General features: G+C 37.8%; 16 protein-coding genes. 13 read left to right on the top strand and 3 right to left on the bottom strand.

Annotated elements, in window-relative coordinates; genetic code table 11:
* The first annotated feature begins 62 nt into the window (after window positions 1-62).
* From ABXH06_RS01585 to ABXH06_RS01540, 10 genes are all read left to right on the top strand, one after another.
* Entirely contained in the window at window positions 63-1,022 is a 960-nt protein-coding gene (locus tag ABXH06_RS01585; RefSeq protein WP_353517057.1) for a PstS family phosphate ABC transporter substrate-binding protein, read from the top strand.
* A 329-nt stretch (window positions 1,023-1,351) separates the two neighbouring features.
* The gene (locus ABXH06_RS01580; RefSeq protein ID WP_311578190.1) at window positions 1,352-2,953 is read left to right on the top strand and encodes a beta-helix domain-containing protein; all 1,602 of its coding nucleotides are present in this window, start codon (window positions 1,352-1,354) and stop codon (window positions 2,951-2,953) included.
* 74 nt (window positions 2,954-3,027) lie between these two features.
* On the top strand, window positions 3,028-5,715 hold the full coding sequence (locus ABXH06_RS01575) for a TonB-dependent receptor domain-containing protein (protein ID WP_353517056.1): 2,688 nt from the start codon (window positions 3,028-3,030) through the stop codon (window positions 5,713-5,715).
* 298 nt (window positions 5,716-6,013) lie between these two features.
* A complete protein-coding gene (locus ABXH06_RS01570; RefSeq protein WP_353517055.1) occupies window positions 6,014-6,802 on the top strand; it encodes a DUF3450 domain-containing protein in 789 nt (262 codons plus the stop codon).
* A gap of 9 nt (window positions 6,803-6,811) precedes the next feature.
* Complete coding sequence (locus ABXH06_RS01565) at window positions 6,812-8,188, top strand: MotA/TolQ/ExbB proton channel family protein (RefSeq protein ID WP_353517054.1); 1,377 nt, start codon at window positions 6,812-6,814, stop codon at window positions 8,186-8,188.
* Between the two features lie 3 nt (window positions 8,189-8,191).
* Window positions 8,192-8,719, top strand: a complete 528-nt coding sequence (locus tag ABXH06_RS01560) for a MotA/TolQ/ExbB proton channel family protein (protein WP_311578181.1) — start codon at window positions 8,192-8,194, stop codon at window positions 8,717-8,719.
* 67 nt (window positions 8,720-8,786) lie between these two features.
* Window positions 8,787-9,200: an ExbD/TolR family protein gene (locus tag ABXH06_RS01555; RefSeq protein ID WP_311578178.1), complete on the top strand. Its 414-nt coding sequence runs from the start codon at window positions 8,787-8,789 to the stop codon at window positions 9,198-9,200.
* Between the two features lie 8 nt (window positions 9,201-9,208).
* Window positions 9,209-9,853, top strand: coding sequence for an energy transducer TonB (locus tag ABXH06_RS01550; RefSeq protein ID WP_311578175.1), 645 nt, complete (start codon window positions 9,209-9,211; stop codon window positions 9,851-9,853).
* A 24-nt stretch (window positions 9,854-9,877) separates the two neighbouring features.
* Window positions 9,878-11,164 (top strand): tetratricopeptide repeat protein, encoded by a 1,287-nt coding sequence (locus tag ABXH06_RS01545; protein ID WP_311578172.1) that lies wholly within the window; start codon window positions 9,878-9,880, stop codon window positions 11,162-11,164.
* A 346-nt stretch (window positions 11,165-11,510) separates the two neighbouring features.
* On the top strand, window positions 11,511-12,203 hold the full coding sequence (locus tag ABXH06_RS01540; RefSeq protein ID WP_311578169.1) for a PEP-CTERM sorting domain-containing protein: 693 nt from the start codon (window positions 11,511-11,513) through the stop codon (window positions 12,201-12,203).
* 205 nt (window positions 12,204-12,408) lie between these two features.
* Here the strand turns inward: ABXH06_RS01540 and ABXH06_RS01535 are convergent, their stop codons facing one another.
* Together ABXH06_RS01535 and ABXH06_RS01530 are read right to left on the bottom strand one after the other, a co-directional pair.
* Window positions 12,409-12,771: a hypothetical protein gene (locus ABXH06_RS01535; RefSeq protein ID WP_353517053.1), complete on the bottom strand. Its 363-nt coding sequence runs from the start codon at window positions 12,769-12,771 to the stop codon at window positions 12,409-12,411.
* Between the two features lie 48 nt (window positions 12,772-12,819).
* Window positions 12,820-13,299 (bottom strand): hypothetical protein, encoded by a 480-nt coding sequence (locus tag ABXH06_RS01530; RefSeq protein ID WP_353517052.1) that lies wholly within the window; start codon window positions 13,297-13,299, stop codon window positions 12,820-12,822.
* Window positions 13,300-14,102: 803 nt separating this feature from the next.
* Here ABXH06_RS01530 and ABXH06_RS01525 point away from each other — a divergent pair.
* Window positions 14,103-14,987 carry an NAD(P)-dependent oxidoreductase gene (locus tag ABXH06_RS01525; protein WP_311578164.1) on the top strand — a complete coding sequence of 295 codons (885 nt, stop codon included), beginning with the start codon at window positions 14,103-14,105 and terminating at the stop codon, window positions 14,985-14,987.
* 414 nt (window positions 14,988-15,401) lie between these two features.
* On the opposite strand, the gene ABXH06_RS01520 is transcribed toward ABXH06_RS01525, so the two are convergent.
* On the bottom strand, window positions 15,402-16,139 hold the full coding sequence (locus ABXH06_RS01520; protein ID WP_353517051.1) for a FadR/GntR family transcriptional regulator: 738 nt from the start codon (window positions 16,137-16,139) through the stop codon (window positions 15,402-15,404).
* A gap of 312 nt (window positions 16,140-16,451) precedes the next feature.
* Here ABXH06_RS01520 and ABXH06_RS01515 point away from each other — a divergent pair, with 312 nt between their 5' ends.
* Window positions 16,452-19,751 carry a TonB-dependent receptor gene (locus ABXH06_RS01515; protein ID WP_353517050.1) on the top strand — a complete coding sequence of 1,100 codons (3,300 nt, stop codon included), beginning with the start codon at window positions 16,452-16,454 and terminating at the stop codon, window positions 19,749-19,751.
* A gap of 109 nt (window positions 19,752-19,860) precedes the next feature.
* Entirely contained in the window at window positions 19,861-22,116 is a 2,256-nt protein-coding gene (locus tag ABXH06_RS01510) for a polysaccharide lyase 6 family protein (protein ID WP_353517049.1), read from the top strand.
* Window positions 22,117-22,132 lie beyond the last annotated feature (16 nt).

The raw sequence follows: 22,132 nt of genomic DNA, 5'->3' as shown, positions 1-22,132 counted from the left end.
AAATTAACAAGGTTATACCATTGAATAATCAATTTGGTATACAAGTCTCATTGGAGAAAATTATGAGTATCAAACGTGCCTTAGGCATCATTGGTTTAGCAAGTATGGTGAGTTTTTCATCTGTCGCGGTAGTTAAAGATTTACCTGTTTACAAAAAAGTAAGTGGTGTTTCAGGTAATGTGTCATCAGTTGGCTCTGATACCTTAGCGAATATGATGACCTTTTGGGCAGAAGAGTTTAAACGTACTTACCCTAACGTTAATGTACAAATTCAAGCGGCCGGTTCTTCTACTGCTCCACCAGCATTAACTGAAGCAACATCAAACTTAGGGCCAATGAGTCGTAAAATGAAGTCTCGTGAAATCGAAGCATTTGAAAAGCGCTACGGTTATAAGCCGACTGCTGTTCGTGTTGCAATTGATGCATTAGCGGTGTTTGTTCATAAAGATAATCCATTAAAAGGGTTACGTATTGACCAAGTAGACGCCATTTTTTCTAACAACCGTAAGTGTGGTGCGTTAAAAGAAGTAGATCGTTGGGGCGATTTAGGTCTTTCTGGTGAGTGGACAGGTAAAGATATACAGCTTTACGGTCGTAACTCAGTTTCTGGTACTTATGGTTACTTCAAAAAGAAAGCCCTTTGTAAAGGTGACTTTAAAAACAATGTCAATGAACAACCTGGTTCTGCATCAGTTGTGCAATCTGTTTCTGCTTCATTAAATGGTATTGGCTATTCTGGCATTGGTTACCAAACATCAGGTGTACGTGCTTTACCTTTATCAAAGAAAGGTGATAACTTCGTAGAAGCGAATATGGCGAATGCCGTATCGAAAAAATACCCATTATCTCGCTTTTTATATGTGTATGTTAACAAGCACCCAAATAAGCCTTTAGCACCGATGGAAGCAGAATTTTTGAAAATGGTTTTATCTAAGTCAGGACAAAAAATAGTTGAAAAAGATGGCTATATTCCATTGCCAAACTCTGTTGTACAAAAAGAATATAAAAAGTTAGGTTTGTAAACTATTTACTAACTAAAGTTTAATTAACTCATTGAAAGGTCTAGCATTTTCTAGGCCTTTTTTTGTATTCTTGTACAAAAATCATCATTTTAGAATAGGCGTATGCCTTGTCATATTACTGTCATTCTTTAGCAACAAAAACTACATATTTCTAAAACATTTCTGTCATTTTTCCCCAGTAGGATAGCTACAACTTTTAGTCAAGCTGTCTAAATGAAGTTTTTTTGATGTCTTTGTTACTAAAAAAAACAAAGAGAGAAAACCATGATAAATCTTCATTTAGCCAGTTTGAACACATTTAAAACTATATATCTTCGGAGCAAAAAGAAATGCAAATGAAATCACTATTCAAAGTAAGCGCGATAGCATGTGCTTTAACATTAGTTGGTTGTGGTGGCGATATTCAGATCACCCCTACAGTAAATGACAATAGTTCAACAACTGACAACAGTGTCAATAACTCAAATAATACTGTTGATAATGGTGCAACTGAAACCGTTGAATGTACAAGTTATGAAACTGAAGCCGGTACAGTAGAAGGTGCTTTTGACGGTTTAGATTGTTTATACAATGACTCATTTGCCAGCAAAAACATCTCTATTACAGCAAACCTTACGTTTGAAGAATTACCTAATGGTGGTATTCATGTGTTTGAAGATGCGTTATTAATTGGTGCTGATGGCCGTAAATCAGAAGGTTTTGAAGTGCCAGTAAATGGTCCTACTATGACGGTTAAACCTGGTGCTACATTAGCATTTAAATCAGGTGAAGCGATTATTCGTATTGCACGTGGCGCGAAAATTCAAGCGGTAGGTACTGCTGCTAAGCCAGTCACTTTTACTTCTGCATTTGCTTATGATCGTCATGATCTTGAAGGTAATGGTGCACAATACGCTGATTGGGGCGGAATCATCATTAACGGTAACGGTTTAACGAACCAATGTACTAATGCTCAACGTGCTGCAAGCACTTGTGATGTTGGTTCAGAAGGTATTACGAGTTACTTTGGTGGTAATGATAATACTGACGGAAGCGGTAACATCAAATGGGCAAAAATTTGGTATGCTGGTTCTGGTCCTCGCGTAGGTGGTGAAGGTGATGATTTGAACTCATTAACACTAAACGCTGTTGGTTCAGGTTCTTCGTTTGATTATCTTCATATTCACCAAGGTTTTGATGATGGTATCGAGTTTTTCGGTGGTGCTTCAAACATCAAACATATCGTAGTAACAGATACGCAAGATGATGCCATCGATATCGATGCAGGCTGGCAAGGTAGCGCTCAATTCTTATTTATTCAACACGGTACAGTAACTACACGTGATGGCGCGACTGCATACATGGGTAACAATGGTTTTGAAACAGATGGTGAGAAAAATGGCGGTGACGATTACAGTGACGCACCTGCATCTTTCCCAACTATTGCAAATGTAACGGTAATTACTACCGATGGTTCGTCAGTACGTGATGGTGACCCTTCAACAGCTCATAAGTTTGATGATTCAATCAAAACGAATTATTACAACGTGTTAGATGTTAAAACTGATGCTTCAAATGGTACAGACTGTATCGCGTTTTCATCAGACGGTTTGAAAAATGCAGCTGAAATCACTTTCAACAACTCAGTATTAGCTTGTGCATCTGAATTTGCTGACGCTACGCAAATGCCGGCAAATATGTCAGTTGAGCAATGGTATGAAAACGGTGGTGTAAACCAACGTGTAGGTGGCGATGCTGATGTAATTTCTGCGGATGGTTTCTCAACTAACACTAGCTCTACCGATGTGACAATTTCAGCTAACGATTTATCTGGTTTAGATTCAAGCTTCTTCGATACAGTTGACTATATCGGTGCTGTATCAGACCAAGACACTAGTTCAGCTTGGTATCAGTGGGTTGAAGCAGCAGTTACTGCAGCTAACAACGACTAAATACCAACCATTTAATAAGGCGCCACTTAATTTATTAAAGGCGCCTTTTTATTGAACTGAATTAGGAAAAAGAAATGACAAATCAATATAAACTCCAAAAGCTCGCTGTTGCTGTGGGGCTAGGTTTGTTCAGCTATACTAGCGTTGCTATTGCTCAAGAAGAAGAGCAACAGGTGATGGAAGAAGTTGTAGCAAAAGCAACTCGTTTGCAAGGTAGTGCTGCTGCGGTAATTGCTGAACGAAAAAACCAAGCTTTTGTCGCTGACATTCTTGGCGCAGAGCAGATGTCTAGAACGGGTGATAGTGATGCCGCTTCAGCGCTTAAACGTGTTACTGGTTTAACACTGGTTGATGGCAAGTTTATTTATGTACGTGGTTTGGGTGAGCGTTACTCAAGTGCTCGATTAAACGGCGCTAATATCCCAAGTCCTGATTTAACACGTAATGTGGTACCGCTTGATATTATCCCTTCAAGTATCATTGAAAGTATGGCGGTTCAAAAAGCATTTTCAGCCAATATGCCGGCCGCTTTTGGTGGTGGTGCTATTGATATTCGAACTAAATCAGTACCAAGTGACTTCACCTCAAGCATTGAAATTGGTTTAGCACATGATACCAGTGCCAGTGACGGCTTAACGTATAATCGCCCAAGCGGTGGTATTTCAACAGCCTTGAAGAATGCGATTGTTGATTATCGTGGTCGTTTTACCATTGACAATATTATCAAGCGTTCAAATTTAACTGATACTGAAAGCCAAACCGTTTCAGAACAAGCTATTGCAATAAATAATGGCTTGTTAAGTTCATTACCAAGAGATTTAGTGATTTCAGAAGAATCATTAGATCCTGCTTACAATATAAAAGCACATATTGGTAATAGCTTTGATGAAAATTATTTTGGTGGTCAATTGGGCTTCCTAGCATCTATCGCTTATGAAACTAAGTGGGATTCAGCTGAAAAGAAAACTTCGGTAATTGCACAAGATGTTGAAGCGGATTGTTCCACTACCTTAGCCACGGCAGAAGATGTTGCAAGTTCTTGTTTCAATACCGTTAAGCATTCAACAGAAACCACTGAAAATGAACGTTATAGCGGCGTATTAAACTTAGGTTATAAGCTTGATAATCATTCAATTTCTTGGAACAACCTCTATTTAGTTGATAACGAAGATGAAGTAGAAGTTTCACAAGTTGAAAGTGCTGGCGGTAGTACAATTTATACCGTGGCAGTTGACGATAGAGCAAATCGTGTTCATGAATTTGATTATGAAGAACGCACTTTACATGTTTCTCAATTATTGGGTCAGCATACCTTTGTTGATTATTGGGGATTAGGTTTTGATTGGCAATATACCCGGTCTAAAGCTGAAACAGAAATCCCGTTTAGCAGTAAATATAACTTTAGAGATAACTTCACCAATGGTAGCTATGCAAATTCAACCATAACCGGTGATGACAACAGAGCTGTATATTCATATACGGATATGGAAGACAGAGTTAATTCATACGGCGGTAACCTTACGTTACCTATTTATGCAAAAGGTTTTGAATTAGAATTTAAAGCCGGTTATGACTTTTCAGACCGTGGCCGTAATTATACAACGTCAAGTTTTGCTGTTCATAATAAATCAGGTTCTGGTATCGAAATTAATGATGGTTCACAATCGCCACTCTCAAATAGTGGCTATTTAAGTGACTCATTTATTTCGGGTCAACGTATATTAGTTGATTTTAACGAACCTTCAGCCCCTGATGCTGATGACTATATTGCTGCGCAAAAGATTGATGCGGCATACGGCGCTTTTGATGTCATTATTGATAATAAGTTTAGAGTCAGTGGTGGTGTCCGTTATGAAGAGTTTAAACAAACTTCGGTGGGTACCTCTAGTTTAATTTTTGGTCAAGAAGATCTCAATATCTTTTGGGCGCCAGAGAAAATTGAAGCCGGTAGTATTTTTACGGATGATTTATTTTCATCGCTTGCGTTTACATATTTGGCGAATGAAAAATATCAAATTCGCGCGAGCTACGGTGAAACTATCGTAAGGCCTGATCTACGTGAAGTTGTGCCGGTAGCCTACTATGATCCTCTAACTGATATCAGAACCTTTGGTCGTGTTGGCTTAGAAAGTAGTCCAATTAAAAACTACGATTTACGTTATGAATATTACGCTGATAATGGTAACAGCTATACCGTTGCTGCGTTTTATAAAGACATTGAATCTCCCATTGAAACCGTTTTACAAGTAGGTGATGAAGATTATTCAGCCACCTTTGTTAATGGCGAAACAGGTGAAGTGCAAGGTGTTGAGTTTGAATGGATGGTTGACTTAGTGAAAGTTGCCGACGGATTCTTTACCTCAGGTAATATTACCTTAAGTGATTCAGAAGTCAGCATAGATCCAGCCTTAGCAGGTAACTTAACAAATCCTACTAAACGCATGAGTGGTCATTCTGAATACGTAGTAAATTTACAATTAAACTATGATTCAGCTGATGGTAATCACTCAGGTTCATTGGTTTACAATGTCTTCGGTGAGCGCATTATTGCTTCTGGTGTCGGTGGTCGAGAGGACGCTCTTGAACAACCTTTCCATGCACTGGATTTGGTATATACGTACTACCCTGATTTTAACTCACAGATCAAATTAAAAGTGAAAAACCTTTTAGATGAATCTCAAGAAGTAACCCAATCAGATATTGCCGTACGTGAAAAAGAAATAGGTACATCAATTAGTTTAAGTTATACCTACGACTTTTAAGTTTATCGCCTGATAAATTTAATGAGTAAAACCCGTCGCATGACGGGTTTTTTATTTGATACCAATTTTTATGTCAGCTATTGAATATTGCACGACATGCTTTTAACTGTAAGAAAAATGTCACTTTTTTGTCATTTAATAAAGTTGCAATATTAGTGAAACATTAGTGTAACACTTCGTTATTAAAATTCATCCCCAGTAATCTATCAAACTAGTAAAAGCAGTTTACTTACTAGTCATCGCGCTATTTAAATAATGTGAAAAATAGTGCAGAAACATTTACGTTTAGGGTTTTAATATGAAAGTCACAAAATGGGCACAAACAAGTTTGTTTATAAGCATGTCAGCCTTTTCAATGTATGGATATTCAATTGGCTACACTTCTTCAGACGAAGAATTAAACAAAGTGGTTAATGCTGGTAAAAAAATTAATCAATCGGCCAATGTTTCTCAGCAAAAAGTCGACAAAATCAATGAACAAATTCAGTCAAAACTACAACAATTTAAAGTAGTTAATAAAGAAATTGATGGATTAAATGTTTACAACAAACAGATGCAGGCGCAATTAAATAATCAACTAACCGAACTTCAACAGTTAGCAACCTCGATGGAGCAAGTCAGCATCATTGAACGCCAAATCTCGCCATTAATGGCAAGAATGATTGAAACCTTAATTACCTTTGTACGCTTAGATGTGCCTTTTTTACCCGAAGAGCGCAGTAAAAGAACGGCAGATTTAGAAAAATTACTTGAACAAGCTGATGTCTCGGTTGCTGAAAAATTTCGCAGAGTTTTAGAGGCATATCAAGTAGAAGTAGATTATGGCCGTACTATCGAAGTTTACAGTGGTACTCAATTAGTGGATGGCATAGAAAGAGACGTTGATTTTCTTCGTATTGGTCGAGTGAGTTTTGTTTATCAAACGCGAGATGGTGAAAAAATGGGCATATGGGATAAAGCTAGCCAGTCATGGAAGCCTTTAGCCGCTGATTACCGTACCGATATTAATAAAGCACTTCGTATTGCACGTAAGCAGCTTGCCCCCGATCTTATTATTGTGCCAATCGCACAAGATTCAGCAGAATAAGGCTTTATCATGAAAACACTTAATAAATTTTTTACATCAATTGCGCTATGTTCTTTTGTTTTAGCGGCCAATGCACAACAAGCCACAAACCTAGATGACTTATTAAAGCAACTTGAAAAAGGTCAAATTGCTCAAACTCAGCAAAATATCGAACGTGAAGCTGAGTTTATGGCAAAAAAATCGCAACAAGATCAGCTGTTAAAACAGGCTATTACCTCAAGAGAGCAAGCGGTTGCAAAAAGTACTGAGCTTGAAAATACGTATCAAGTTAATGAAGTAGATATTGCCAATAAAACCGACGCGTTAAATAAGCGAATGGGTGAATTAAAAGAACTGTTTGGTGTACTGCAACAAGTGGCCGGCGATACGAGAAGTAAATTTCAAACATCTACTATTTCTGCGCAAATTCCTGGTCGAGGGAAGTTTCTAGATGAATTTGCACAAAGTATGGGTTCAAGTTCAAAGCTTGCTTCTATCGAAGAAATTGAGCGTTTATGGTTTGAGCTTCAACGTGAAATGACTGAAAGCGGTAAAGTGCATAAATTTAGTGCTCAGGTTGTGGCTGCAAATGGTGAAAAAGTTCAAAGTGACGTGATTCGCGTTGGTGGTTTTAACTTAGTTTCAAACGGCAAATATTTAGAATATATTGATGAAACAGGTTCTATTGCTGAGCTTATTAGACAACCATCAAATCGATATTTAGAGAGCGCAGCCGAGTTAACACAAGCCAATACTGGCGCCGTTCCATTTGCTTTAGACCCAACAGGCGGTTCGATTTTAGGGTTGTTAGTTCAAGCTCCTGATACACAAGAGCGTATTGAACAAGGTGGTCCGGTAGGTAACGTGATTATTGCGTTAGGTGTTATTGGACTTCTCATTGCTTTAGAGCGTTTTATTTCATTATTCTTCATTGGCAATAAAGTAAATCGTCAATTAAAAACATCAGTTGCCTCAGACGATAACCCGTTAGGTCGCGTGATGCTCGTTAAAGATAATAATCTTGATGCGGATATTGAGACGCTTGAATTGAAATTATCTGAACGTATTTTAAAAGAAGTGCCAGTGCTTACGAGCCGATTAACCTTGATTAAAATAGTTTCTGTTGTCGCGCCTCTAATTGGTTTGTTGGGTACCGTGACCGGGATGATCAATACTTTCCAAGCCATCACATTATTTGGTACGGGTGATCCAAAATTAATGGCAGGCGGCATCTCACAAGCGCTTGTTACTACGGTATTGGGTCTAGTAGTGGCAATTCCAATGGTATTTATTTCAACCCTGCTTAATACCCGTTCACGCGGCATCATTAATGTTTTACAGCAACAAAGTGCTGGCATTATTGCAGAGCGTGCTGAAATGGCAGAACCTGCTGAGAAAGGAGCGTAAGTCATGGTTTTATTCATCGACATGATGAATAGCATTCGTGAGTTTCTTGATACGGGCGGTCAAGTATTGACCGTCATCGCAGGTGTTATTTGTTTAATGTGGTTGCTCATTTTTGAACGTTTATATTTCTTTTTGAAAAGTTATAAAGATATTAGAAACGAGATGATTGCCGATTGGCAAAATAGAGCAGAGCGACATTCGTGGAATGCGGAACAAATACGCATCGCCCAAGTGTCTCGCATCACAGAATTACTCAATAATAATGTCGCCATCATTCAAAGTTTGGTGGTGTTATGTCCACTACTGGGTTTATTGGGAACAGTGACTGGCATGATTGAAGTGTTTGATGTGATGGCAATTTCGGGAAGCGGTAATGCTCGTTCTATGGCATCAGGTGTTTCTCGCGCCACTATTCCAACTATGGCAGGCATGGTGGGATCATTATCCGGTGTTTTTATGGTGACTTGGTTACAAAGAAAAACTAAACGTCGTACTGAACAAATGGAAGACTCATTGCCAATGGCTCACTAATAAGCAAGTTAGTTAAAGTAGAAGAGCCATTAATAAAAATAGTTAACAAAGTATAAGGATTAAGAACATGCGTTCTCAATTATCAAAAGTGTTACAAGAGCAAGAAGAAGCTGAAGAAATAAATATGACGCCGATGTTGGATGTTGTTTTTATCTTATTGATCTTTTTTATTGTGACCGCGTCTTTTGTCAAAGAAGCCGGTATTGAAGTGAATCGCCCAGAAGCGGCGACTGCTGTTAAGAAAGAACGAGCAAATATCTTAGTTGCCATTAGTGATAAAGGCGATATTTGGATCAATAAGCGAAAAGTCGATGTACGTGCTGTACAAGCCAATATCGAGCGATTAAAAGCAGAAAACCCACAAGGTACGGTAGTGATTCAAGCGGATCAAAAAGCCACGACCGATATCTTGATTAAAGTGATGGACTCAGCAAGAGCGGCCGGTGTATTTGACGTTTCTATTGCCGCACAAGAGGTTTAACAAAACCGATGAATACTAACTTAAACAATATTCGCTTAAATAATATCGGGCGATATGGCATTAGCTTCGCGTTATCTATTGCAGTTACGTTTGCCTTGCTGTGGAGTATGCAAGCACTGATTGCTGGTGGCAATGATGTGCTTACTGAAGCTCCACGTGGCAACGTGCTAGATTTTATTCGTCTGAAAAAAGAAGAGTCGATCGTGAAAAAAGATCGTAAACCACAAAAGCCACCGCAACCCAAACAACCACCGCCGCAAATGCAACAACCGCAAATGCAGCAAGCTAATCCTAATGTCAATGCCGTGAGCACCAACTTTACCGCACAAGTTGATACTGCGTCAGGATTAACGGGTGGAATTAGTTTAGGTAGTAGTGATGGCGATTATTTACCGATAGTAAAAGTTGCGCCTATATATCCTCGACGTGCTCAATCACGAGGCTTAGAGGGATATGTCATTGTTGAATTTACCGTGACAAAAAATGGCTCAGTTCGAGATCCTATCGTCATTGAAGCACAACCTGAAGGGGTTTTTGACAGAGCGGCGCTTGATGCTGCACTTAAATTTAAATATAAGCCGCGTGTTGTTGATGGTACGCCAACTGAAGTAGCCGGTGTACAAAATAAAATTTCTTTTGAAATTGATGGCTAAATAAAAATAAACGGAGGAAAACGAATGAAAAATTTATATATTTCAATGTTAGCTCTGGGAAGCTTGTATCTATTACCAGTGACAGATAACAATATTTCAGCAAGTTATGCCGCTGAGCCTGTTAAGCAATCGGTAAAAGTTCCGGCGATGCGTAATCGCGTATATGCGCAACTTGCCAGAGCGCAAAAGTTGGCAGATGAGGAAGGAAAGCAAGCAGGTTTAGAAGTACTTGGTGAAGTAGAAAACCGTATTGACAGCTTAAATAGCTATGAAAAAGCCATGTTATGGAATTTTTATGGTTTTATGCATTACGGCAATGAAGATTTAGATGCTGCCATTGACAGTTTTGAGAAAGTGATTGCTGAAGTTGCGATCCCCGAGCCATTAAGACTATCAACATTATACTCATTAGCGCAGTTATCAATGCAGCAGCAAAAATACCGTGAAACATTGACTTATCTTAAGCAGTGGCAACAGGTGAACACCAAAGAATTAACGGCAGATCAACATATCTTGTTTGCTCAAGTTTATTATCAAGACAAGCAGTTTGCGCCATCACTTGCGTCAATAAACAAAGCGATCGATGAAGCTAAGTCAAAAAATAAGCTACCTAAAGAAAATTGGCTAATTCTTCAGCGTGCGAATTATTATGAGTTAAAACAGCCTAAGAAGGTGACAGAAGTACTTGAGTCATTAGTTAAGTATTATGAAAAACCTGAATATTGGTTACAACTGAGTGGCATGTATGGTGAAATCGGTCAAGAAGCTAAACAATTAGCAGCTATGGAAACCGCATGGCAGGCAGGATATATCACGAAAGCACAAGATATTGTCACGTTAGCGCAACTCTACCGTTTCAATGGCATTCCTTACAAAGCAGCAACTTTGTTAGAAGAAACCATTGCTGATGGTCGAATTGTTGCAAATGAACGTCATTATGAAATGTTAGCGCAAGCGTATTTAGCCGCTAAAAATGATAGAAAAGCGATTCCTGCCTTAATTAAGGCCGGTGAAATTAATGAAACCGGTAAGTTTGACGCACAACTGGCGCAAGCGTATCTAAACCTTGAAAATTGGCATTTAGCGATCAAATCAGCCGATAGTGCCCTGACAAAAGGCGGTATTGATCGAGTCGGAGATATGCATCTTATTATAGGAATGAGTTATTTTAATTTAGCACAGTTTGAACAATCGTTAGCGGCGCTAAAAGAAGCGGAACAAATTACCAGTTCAGCAAAAATGGCCAGCCAATGGTATAAATATGTTAAGCGTGAACAAGTGCAGCATAATCAATTAGCCATGTTAAATTAGATTGACACTTGTTACTTATCAATCAATTTAAAGTTACTTGTGTGGAAGAGAAGTTAGTATTCACTTTTCTTCACAAGTAACGGCCATGTTCATTAAGTTTTCTCACTTCTCACGCATTCACAATATCTACTTAAATTCATTGATTAATCAAATAATTAATTTACCTAGTGTCGATTAATTTTACAGTATCTGTCTTTGTGCATTCCACCTAACTTTTAAGTTACTGTAAATTATATATATTTGCTTTTTGGTATATTCTTTGTATTAAAGTACAAAAAATCAAAGTGATTATTTAAAGTGACTCTCTAGTTTGTTGTTTATAAAGGGAGAAAATGAGGGGAAATAAATGAAATTTAATTTTATAAATTCAGCAATAGCAGGCACGGTGATGATATTAAGTGGAGCAGCTAATGCTGGCTTACTTTATGATCAAAATTTAGTCAATGGTGTTCACTTTGGCTCTGGTAACCAAAATGGCAGTTTTACTGTTGACACAAATAACGGTATTGAAATAGGTATTCGTGGAAAATTACGTTTTGATGAAAATAATAATCCTCAGCCTATATATAATAGCAATGGGGATGGGACATACTCTTTTGCTAATATAGCACCGCCGTCTGGTTTTGGCTGGGCTCCAAATGCCTCGACCACTTCCATTTGGAGTTGGGATTGGAGTATCGACATTTCAGGCACTCAATTTGAGTTTGGAGAGTTGAGTTATTTAATGGAGATTGATTTTGATCCTTCAGCGTCAACCAATTTTTTATCTTTTGATCCAATTAACAGCCCTAACGATAATGCTAACTCAGGAGCATCACAACAAAACTCTTGGAACATGGAATTTTTTGACGGACCTTTAATTTATAATAATACTGATATTGGCGTATACACCATTAAACTTTCAGCATTTGACGGTTCTACACTGTTGGCCTCATCAAGTATTGATATTATCCAAGGTGTTGAAGTACCAGAGCCTTCAACTATCGCGATCTTTGCATTAGGATTGATAGGTTTAGCCTCGCGCAAAATTAAACAATAACTGGCTTTATTTAAATTCAACAAGCTAAAAAACACTAGTTTTAAACCTAGTGTTTTTTATTTCAACTGAATTAAATAATTAGTGATAATTGTTCAATACTTTGCTTTTCTTTGCCAATAAAAATCTTGCTCATCAATAACAAACCGCAATCGTATAATTTAGTTTGTCGCTAATCTTTCCAAAGGTATTCATTACCGTTAATGTTTTACAAGTAATTTTTATACCAATATAAGTTTTCCTTAAGTACCGCCTTATCGGTAAAATTTGGATTGGGGATTTCAATAATAGTGCGATTTTTCAAATCCGCTCGTTTAATATCTTCTTGATAATATTTATCTAAGATGGTTTTTAATTCACCACTGACTAACAATTTCTCTAAGCCTATTTTTAACCGTTTTGCTAAACGGGGCTCAGTTTTAGACACGTAAACATAAGTCACCATAGGCAAGTAGAGCGCGATGTTAGGCTCAATCACGACATTGGCTAAATGTCCTTTGCGAATATCTAATTCATCAAATACTTCGTAAATAGCGCGTGGTAAGTAATCAAACCGTTGCTTATTTAACATTAAAAATAGCCCTTCAAACGTGTGTGACTTAACTAAATTCATTTCAAGTTATGTAAAAATTTGAGTCGTCACCCAACTTGATTGTAACCCCGCTGTTAGCTGACTTAATTGTGCAAACGTTTTCACCTCTTTAAATACAGAAAGTTTATCTTTATTCACTAAAAGTAATCGGTAACTAATTAAACCAAGACGTAGTGGTATCTTTATCGGAATTGCGTATTCATCCCATTTTGTATTACTAGGATTAATGAATGTGTTGAGAATTTTTCCTTCTTGAATATATTGCCGCGCACGATCAGGGGTTATATCAACTTGTAAAGTTTCTAATTGATAGTCGCCAAATTCAGGCTCTGTTATTTGTAGTGCACGCAAGATGACTTCATCTTTATGTAACGTTCTTTTTTCATGGCCTTTTAAAGGTTTTAAAAATCTAACCGTATCGGTTGCATAAACTTTTATCGGTAAGCCAAGTTTTGTTAGGCAAAATAAAGTGACGAGTAAGGTTTTAAATAAAGAATAAATAGTCATTTTCTTTTCTGTTAGCTGATATTTTCAAGTGTAGACCTACTTTTTTTAAACACCAAAACCAATTTTTCATTGATTAGTAATAAAGTTAACGAAATAAAATAGAAAATGCTCTGTGGTAAAATAGAGGTTCTTACCAATTTAGTGTTGCGTATCAGTAAAGGCTTGTTTGCATTTAACCGTTACAAATTGAACAAAATTGCATATTTAACACTTAGCATTAGCTGTAGAAGAGTCTAATAAACTTGAATCAAGTGGATATTTAATTAACGGCTATTGTAGCAATCGAGTAGGTCTAAGTTAACAGGTTACTTATCTTCTGTGCTGATTGAGCTATAAAAGCTCTGAATAAAAAATCAACTTTTACATTGGCTAGTCATAGAAGCCTATTCGTCGAGGTGCCTTTTGATGTTTTTCTTTCTTAATGAAATGTTAATTTAGTCATGCAATTAAACCTTTTAAAAGGTGGTTTTAAATTAATCGTTATTTTGGTAAGTAATATTTATAAAATTGGTTGACAATAACTCTTTGCATTGGTTAGTATTGTTTCGGCGGTTTGATAACAACTTAATCAGCATTATCAAACCCAGTAGAATTTAGAGAAGTAGTTTCACAAGAGTAGTCGTTATCATTTTAATGGCATGGTTCTTAAAACTGCTTCATAAAAAAATTAATGTTCTGATTATTATTAGACATTGAACTGAGTATTAATTAAGTAATTGTTTTGATTTATAAAAAGCCTTAATTAATAAAGTGAGCATTTCTCATACTCAGATAAACAAACAGCAAATATTTAGGAGTTAAACATGACAAAACCTACAATAGGTTTCATCGGCCTTGGTCTTATGGGCGGTAACATGGTTGAGAATCTTCAAACGCGTGGATTTAACGTAAACGTAATGGATCTAAATAAAGATGCTGTTGCAAAGGTGCTTGCTCGCGGTAATGCTACAGAAGTATCTTCTGGTAAAGAGCTTGCAGAGAAGAGTGATATCGTAATGCTAGCGCTAACGACATCCGCTGTTGTTGAATCAGTTGTCTATGCAGAAGATGGTATTTTAGCCGGTATGTCTGAAGGTAAAACCTTAATTGATTTTGGTACGTCTATTCCAGCGTCTACCCGTAAAATTGGTGCTGACCTTGCTAAAAAAGGTGCTGGCATGATTGATGCGCCACTAGGTCGCACTCCTGCACATGCTAAAGATGGTTTATTAAACATAATGGCTGCTGGTGATATCGAAACTTTCAATAAAGTTAAACCAGTACTTGACGAGCAAGGTGAAAATGTTTTCCATCTTGGTGCGCTTGGTGCCGGTCATACAACAAAATTAATTAATAATTTCATTGGTATGACAACGGTGACAGCTATGTCACAAGCGTTCGCGGTAGCTAAAGCTGCAGGGGTTGATGGTCAACAGCTATTTGACATTATGTCTGCGGGTCCTTCTAACTCTCCATTTATGCAATTTTGTAAATTTTATGCGGTAGATGGCGATGAGAAATTAGGTTTTTCAGTGGCAAATGCTAATAAAGACTTAGGTTATTTTAACCAAATGGTAAAAGATTTAGGTTCAGAATCGCTTATCGCACAAGGTACTTCTGCAAACTTACAAGCAGCTGTTGATGCTGGTTTAGGTCAAAATGATGTACCGGTAATTTTTGACTACTTTAATAGTCAGTTAGAAAAGTAGAAGGTTAAAATCCTTATTCTGGAGTCATGAATATATTGCAGAACTAAGGTGATTTAGGTGCTCGCGTACTATAAAAACTGATTTCGATGTATTTCAGTAAATTGTTTAGATGATTAGAATTAAATGGATTTAATTTTGTTATAGCCTCTCATTGAGAGGCTTTTTTTATGCTTTTTTCGCACAGTGGTATTTGACATGTTAGTGTTATCTCAAAAAAAATCGACAGGATTGATTCGCTTCGTTTCCTGGCAATATTAGACGTTTCCTAGAGAAAAGTTCGCAAAAGCAGGCGTTAGTAAGTTAATACTGACAGGGATAAACTACAATTGCCTAGAGAGCAAAGTGTTTTAAATCGTTGTTAGGCCGCGTTAACGTTAAACTTAAAATGAGGAAAGTATGAGTTTAATAGAATGATTAAACTCTTGGTACTAGGTTTTCAATTGAATAAAGACCGCGCTTTTCACTATTTTTACGCTTTATTTCTTCCAGAGCTCTGGTTTCTTCAGCGTCAAATAACTTATTGATTAAGCGGTTAAAATGACCATGCATAGCGTGTCTAGCTTTGGTAGAGTCGCCAGATTTCAATGCTTGATAAATAGCGCGATGCTCAGCAATAGTTTGAGAATTACTCTTGCTACAAACACTATCATAATCACGGATAATTTCTTGAGATGAACTTCGTAGCGCCCATAAATTTTGTACGGAAGCTATCATCGCGGCATTACGAGTTGATGATGCGATAATGTTATGGAATTTTTTATCTGCTTCTGGGATATCTTTACCATTTTCCATATCCACAAGTGTTTGATGTAAATCAGCAAGTTCTGGTTCAGTGATGGTTGTCGCACTTAGTGCTGCCACTTCCCCTTCAATAAGTGCTCTGGCTTGTGTTACTTCAAAAGCATTGACTTTGTTTTTAGCGAGGGTGGTATTTGCAGTATCAAGTACATATACCCCAGAGCCAGTTTTTACTTCAACTTTCTCTCTCGCTTCAAGGGCAATAATAGCTTCGCGAACGGTTGGTCTACTTACCTGAAAAGACTCTGCTAGTTCTCGTTCTGGCGGTAAGCGGCTGCCTGCAGGATATTCACCGGCATTAATAGACGCTTCAATTTTATCAACAATTTGCCAAAACATACGACGGTTAGCCATGAGAGTACCTTCTTATCTCTGAAATTCTATTTTCACAACAAAGACACATAATATCGCCATAGATCAACATTGGCAAAATATATCTGTTCATTACCTTGCTTAAATAAGCATTACATTACATATTTTTAATACCATGTAAAGACTACAATAAATTATTGGTAATAACAAATAATATTGAGTAAGAAGTAATTGGTCAAATGAGTGGTTGACAATTCGGTATTGTATTGGTTAAATTTAGTCAATAATGCTGTTGTAAGTAAATTACGCAGCGAAATAAAATTAAAATATAAAATTTAACTGGGGGAGATGAACGTGAAACTTAATAAAATTAGTAACGCTCTAAGAAACAACCGAACATTTATTGCAAGTACTGCAATAACTGCTTTGCTTGCTGGACCGGCTCATGCCTTTCAAGAAGCAGAGCAAAGTGGTGATGATGCAACAACGATAGAAGTAGCGAGCAAAACTGGTGAAATAGAAGTTATTGAAGTGCGCGGAATGCGAGGCACTATGACTCGTTCACTAAATGAAAAGAAAAATACAACGGCTATTGTTGATGCCATCGCAGCGGCAGATTTTGGTGATTTACCGGGCTTGTCTCTTTCTGATGTTATTGAAAATGTTTCGGGTGCCTCTGGTCATCGTTTAAAAGGTAGTCAAAACGAAATTTCAATTCGTGGTCTTGGCTCTTATTGGGGCTACGCTACGTTTAATGGTCGAACTATTACCAATGCTGGCCCTGGTCGTGCAGTTAACTTTAAAAAATTCCCCTCTAGTTTAGTTGATAAAGTTACTATTTATAAATCACAACAAGCTAATTTAGTTGAAGGTGGTACCTCAGGTACTATCGAAGTGGGTTCGTTACGTGCCGTTGATTACGGTAAAAGCAAAACCACGGTAGAAGCACAAGTGGCGAATAACAGCTATTACACTGCGGCTGATAACCAATCAGAATGGGGTAATAAATTTACCCTTTCTACCGTGCAAAGTTTTGAAACCGAATCGTTTGGCGATATGGGTTTCAGTTTAGGTTTTGTACAAAGTAATTCTGCCAATCCAGAAGAAAACTACGGTAGTAGTACCACTTTAGCCGCTTGTAGTTTTAGAGCCGCTGACGGATCTCCCCTGACTACTAACAATGGCGATAATGAACGTTGTGGTGATCGTGATTTAAATAGCAGCAATAACAATATGCCTGATAATGACTCTATGGTAAGTCCAGGCCGTTCTGCTGATTTAGTGACCTTAGGTCCAAACGCTGATCCTGATAGATTTGGTGTTAATGGTGCGGATCATTTAGCGAAATTTGATCCAGATTCAATTTTCTTTATCCCTGATGATTCATATTGGCGTACAGGCCATGATGAAGATGAACGTCGTAATATAGTCGGTACTTTCCAATGGGTACCTAATGAGCAATGGGATATTAATATAGACTACGCTTCTTCTCGTCTTGAATATACAGAAAATCGCATGGAGCTCGCTCAAGAGCGCGGTAAAAACTTAAATCCAGATACATTAATTATTGATGATCACGGTAACCTTATCTATGAAGAAGGTGAAGGTAAACTGACGCTTCAAGGTGAAAACCGTTATCAATTAGATGAGTACGATGGCTTTGGCTTAAATGTTGATTTTGAGCCTAATGATAACCTTGTACTTTCATTTGATGCTTCTTACTCAAAATCTTATCGTTACCGTTTACGCCAACGAGCGAAATTCCGCCATGAATCAACCACTGCGTATTCATTAGATTCTCGTGGCAGTGTACCTAAATTGTATCTCGGTGATCACGAACAAATTGAAAACGCCAACTTCTTCTATACATCACAAGGTGGCACGTTAGTCGAAAACCCGAATTATGGTGGCGCAGCTTTTGATGTTAGCGATATGGCTAGTTTCATCGGCAGTGATGGCGGTGCTTATTTAGAATATGGCCGTGAGAACGATGAACGTGAAGATGATATTTGGGCGGTAAAATTTGATACTCAATATTCTTTTGACGATTACAACATTTTCTCATCTATAGAAGCAGGTGTTCGTTATTCACGTGAACACTTATATGATTACTCAGGTATTCAAACCGCATTTAATGTAGATGACGGTTCTCGTCGTCCTATTGATGACAACTGGAATTCAGATGATCATGTTGATAGAGATGGCGCAAATAATGACTTTGACAGCTTATATCCTGATGAGCATGCGCAAGTTACGGCCGCGGCAGCTGCGTGTGGAGATAATGGTCATAGCCTTGAAGGATTTATGGCGAATTCTGGTGGTGCAGCCGACGCAGGCAATTTCTTAACGTTTGATGCCCAATGTTTAATTGGAGCTTATTTAGGTCAAGTGGGTTTCCTAACACCAGGCGGAAACAACCCGAATATTGGTTATTACGATATTGGTGAAGATCCTGATAAACGAAGTGGTCAGTTAGTTGATGTTCGTGAAGATACTACGGCTTTATATGCAATGGCGTGGATTGATACCGAATTTTCGGGTATTCCTGTCACAGGTAACGTAGGTTTACGTTATGTTAAAACAGAAACTAGCTCTAAATCTTGGGGTGAGAAAGCGATTTTAACTCAATCCTTTTTAACGGATGATCCCACGACGCTTGATATTGATGAAACAGGTCTTGAAACGTGGAATTACTCTTCAGAAACCGGTGAAGTCTTTTTAGAAGATGACTACTCAGAATTCTTACCTAGCCTTAACCTTACGTTCCACCTTAATGACGAAGTATATTTAAGAACTGCTGTCTATCGTTCAATGTCTCGTTTTGCGATGAACGCTATGTCTGCAGGACAAAACCTTACTGACTGTAACTCGGCTGATACCAGTGAGAGTGCAACATGTGATAGCTATGATTCACAATTAGTCTCGGGTTATGCACAAGGTAATATGATGAATCCATTTACCGCGACTAACTATGACCTTTCTTTAGAGTGGTATCCTAGTTTAGATATGGCGGTAACCTTAGCCGGTTATTGGAAAAACTTCACTGGCGGCACTAAGTTAGTGATTGAAAATCGTGTTCCTACAGTGACAAATGTTGCGGCAGACGGCACAGTAACGGTTGGTGAATATTCACATGAAATTCCTTACAGCGTGAATCAAGTGGCTGAAGATGAATCAACCATTAAAGGGTTTGAATTAACCTTTCAAAAGCATTTTACTGAATTGCCGGGTATTTGGAGTGGTTTAGGGATTAAAGGGGCATGGAACCATGCGGTTTCGGACTTTAATTCTGAAGAACCTGCTAACTGGGGTATTAGCCCAGATGCAAACTTAATGGGTTTTTCTAAAAACGTAGCTTCAGGTTCTATTTACTGGGAAGGTGATAGCTTGTCTATGCGTTTAATGTATAAATATCGTTCACGTTATTTCCAACCAAACAACTTACCTTTTCCTCATAAAAGTAATCGTTGGGTAGAAGATAGCGACTATGTTGATGCGGCGATTAAGTACAAAATCAACAAGAGAGTTTCAGTATCGTTAAAAGCACTGAACTTATTAGAAGAAGCACAAGTGATGACACGTGGCCCTGGAACAGTATCTGATTACTCTTTCTCTGGTCGTAAATTCTTCCTAGGTGTTAAAGCAAGCTTTTAACCTTAGCTTATATTGAAAGTTATCAATCAATTTAAGTGAAATTGGAGTTCTCTTTTGCGGAAGTAATTGAGAACTCAATATTTTTAAGTAGGACTCTTTTGAGGTAATTATGTACAAGTCTAAACTTTTTCAATCGATATTTTTATCAAGTTTATTATTATTGGTCACTGCTGCTTGTCAGCAAACAACGGCAAAATCATGGTTAGTGACTACCCAAGCGGAATATCAAGCTGCCCTTGATAAAGTATCAGCCGGCGATGAAATTGTTTTGTCTGATGGAACATGGAAAAATTTTGAGATCTTATTTAAAGCTCAAGGTACTCAAGAAAACCCAATTACTTTAACTGCGCAAAATAAAGGTAAAGTATTTTTAACGGGTCAATCGAACTTGAGATTGGCGGGAGAGCATTTGATCGTTTCAGGTCTAGTGTTTAAAGATGGCTATACGCCAAGTAGTGCTGTTATTGAATACAGACAAAATAAAAATAATTTAGCCTATCACTCTCGAGTTACCGAAGTAGTGATAGAAGATTATTCCAACCCTGATAAAGCTGAAAATGATTATTGGGTAAGTTTATACGGGAAACATAATCGTTTTGACCATAGCTATCTAGCGGGTAAACGCAATAAAGGCGTAACCATGGCGGTGCGTTTAAACACTCAAGAGAGCCAAGAAAACTATCATCAAATTGATCATAATTACTTTGGACCACGCCCTATATTAGGTTCAAACGGTGGTGAAACACTTCGCATTGGAACCAGTCATTATTCGTTAAGTAACTCATTTACCAAAGTTGAGAATAACTATTTTGATCGATGTAACGGTGAAGTTGAAATCATCTCGGTTAAATCAGGAAAAAATCAATTACTTAATAATACCTTTTTTGAATCTCGCGGCACATTAACCCTACGTCACGGTAATGGTAATGTCATTGAGAATAATGTTTTCTTTGGTAATGGAGTTGACCATACTGGCGGTATTCGCGTGATCAACAAAGATCAAATCATTCGTAACAATTACATGGAAGGATTAACGGGTTACCGCTTTGGTAGTGGTTTTACTGTGATGAATGGTGTTCCTAATTCTCCTATCAATCGTTATCACCAAGTAGAAAATGCTCTCATTGAAAACAACTCAATGGTGAACGTTGATCATATTCAATTAGCGGCAGGTAGCGACGCTGAACGTTCAGCAGCACCGTTGAATAGTAAAATACAAAACAATTTAATTTTTAATGAAAATGGCCAACAACCTTTTACCTTGTTTGACGATGTTTCTGGTATTGCCTTCAAAGGTAATATCACTAACAGTAAACCATTAGCAGAAATTGCTGAGGGCTTTCAAGTCAAAGAATTACGCTTAGAGCGAGCTGAAAATGGCTTGTTATACCCTGTTGGCGAATCGATTGGTGCAGATAAAACGATACAACCAATCGCTAAGTCAGCCACAGGACCAAGTTGGTATGCTAAAAATGTCGAAGAAACAGCGTTCGGTTCAGGAAAAGAAATTCAAGTTAAAGGCAATGGCGACGATTTATTTGATTCTGTTATCGCGGCTGAAGATGGTGATGTGCTTGTACTTGCAAAAGGCAATTATAACGTAAGAAAAACCCTGAAAGTTGCGAAAACTTTAACGGTGAAAGCCGCGAAAAATACTGACGTAGTCATTACCTTTGAGCGTGGCACCTTGTTTGAAATCTCTGATGGTGGCAGCTTAAAAGTTGAAAACCTGACGATTGATGGGGTTAACAGCCCTGACTCTTCTGGCAATACTTTAATAAGAACCCAAAAGTGGGGCATGACTCAAAACTATCGTTTTGTGATGCACAATAGTGTCGTGAAAAATTTAGACATTAACCACTCATTTCACTTTTTTGAATCAGGTAAAGGCGCTTTTGCTAACTTAATTGAACTAAACGGCAATACCTTTACTAATATCACCGGTGATCTTTTACGTCTTGATAAAGAAATAGAAGATTTAGGTATTTATAACGCTGAATACGTGACACTTGCAGATAACCGTATTGAAAACGTATCTGGTGCATTAATTAAATTATACCGTGGTGGAACCGATGAAAGTACTTTTGGTCCACACCTGAACATGTCGAATAACCAATTAACCGCCATCGGTGAAGGGAAAAGAAATAAAACTAAGGCTAGTTTGTACTTACATGGTGTTCAAGTTACGAATATAAACAACAACACGGTGGTTAACAGTGCGCCGATTAAAGTTGAGCACACAGTGGGCGAGCCGAAAACCAGTATTGCAAATAATCAACTTTCACAAGCGGTGAGTGTCGTTGAACTTAGAGTCGAAGGTCCGCATACCGCTGAACTTTCTGATAATAAAATTGTAAATAAGTAGGGCTTGCTAAGCATGT

This window comes from Thalassotalea sp. SU-HH00458 (genome assembly GCF_040362795.1).
In the GTDB taxonomy this organism is placed as follows: domain Bacteria; phylum Pseudomonadota; class Gammaproteobacteria; order Enterobacterales; family Alteromonadaceae; genus Thalassotalea_H; species Thalassotalea_H castellviae.
The sequence above is the reverse complement of the archived record's forward strand: the minus strand, read 5'-3'. Positions and strand labels throughout refer to the sequence as shown.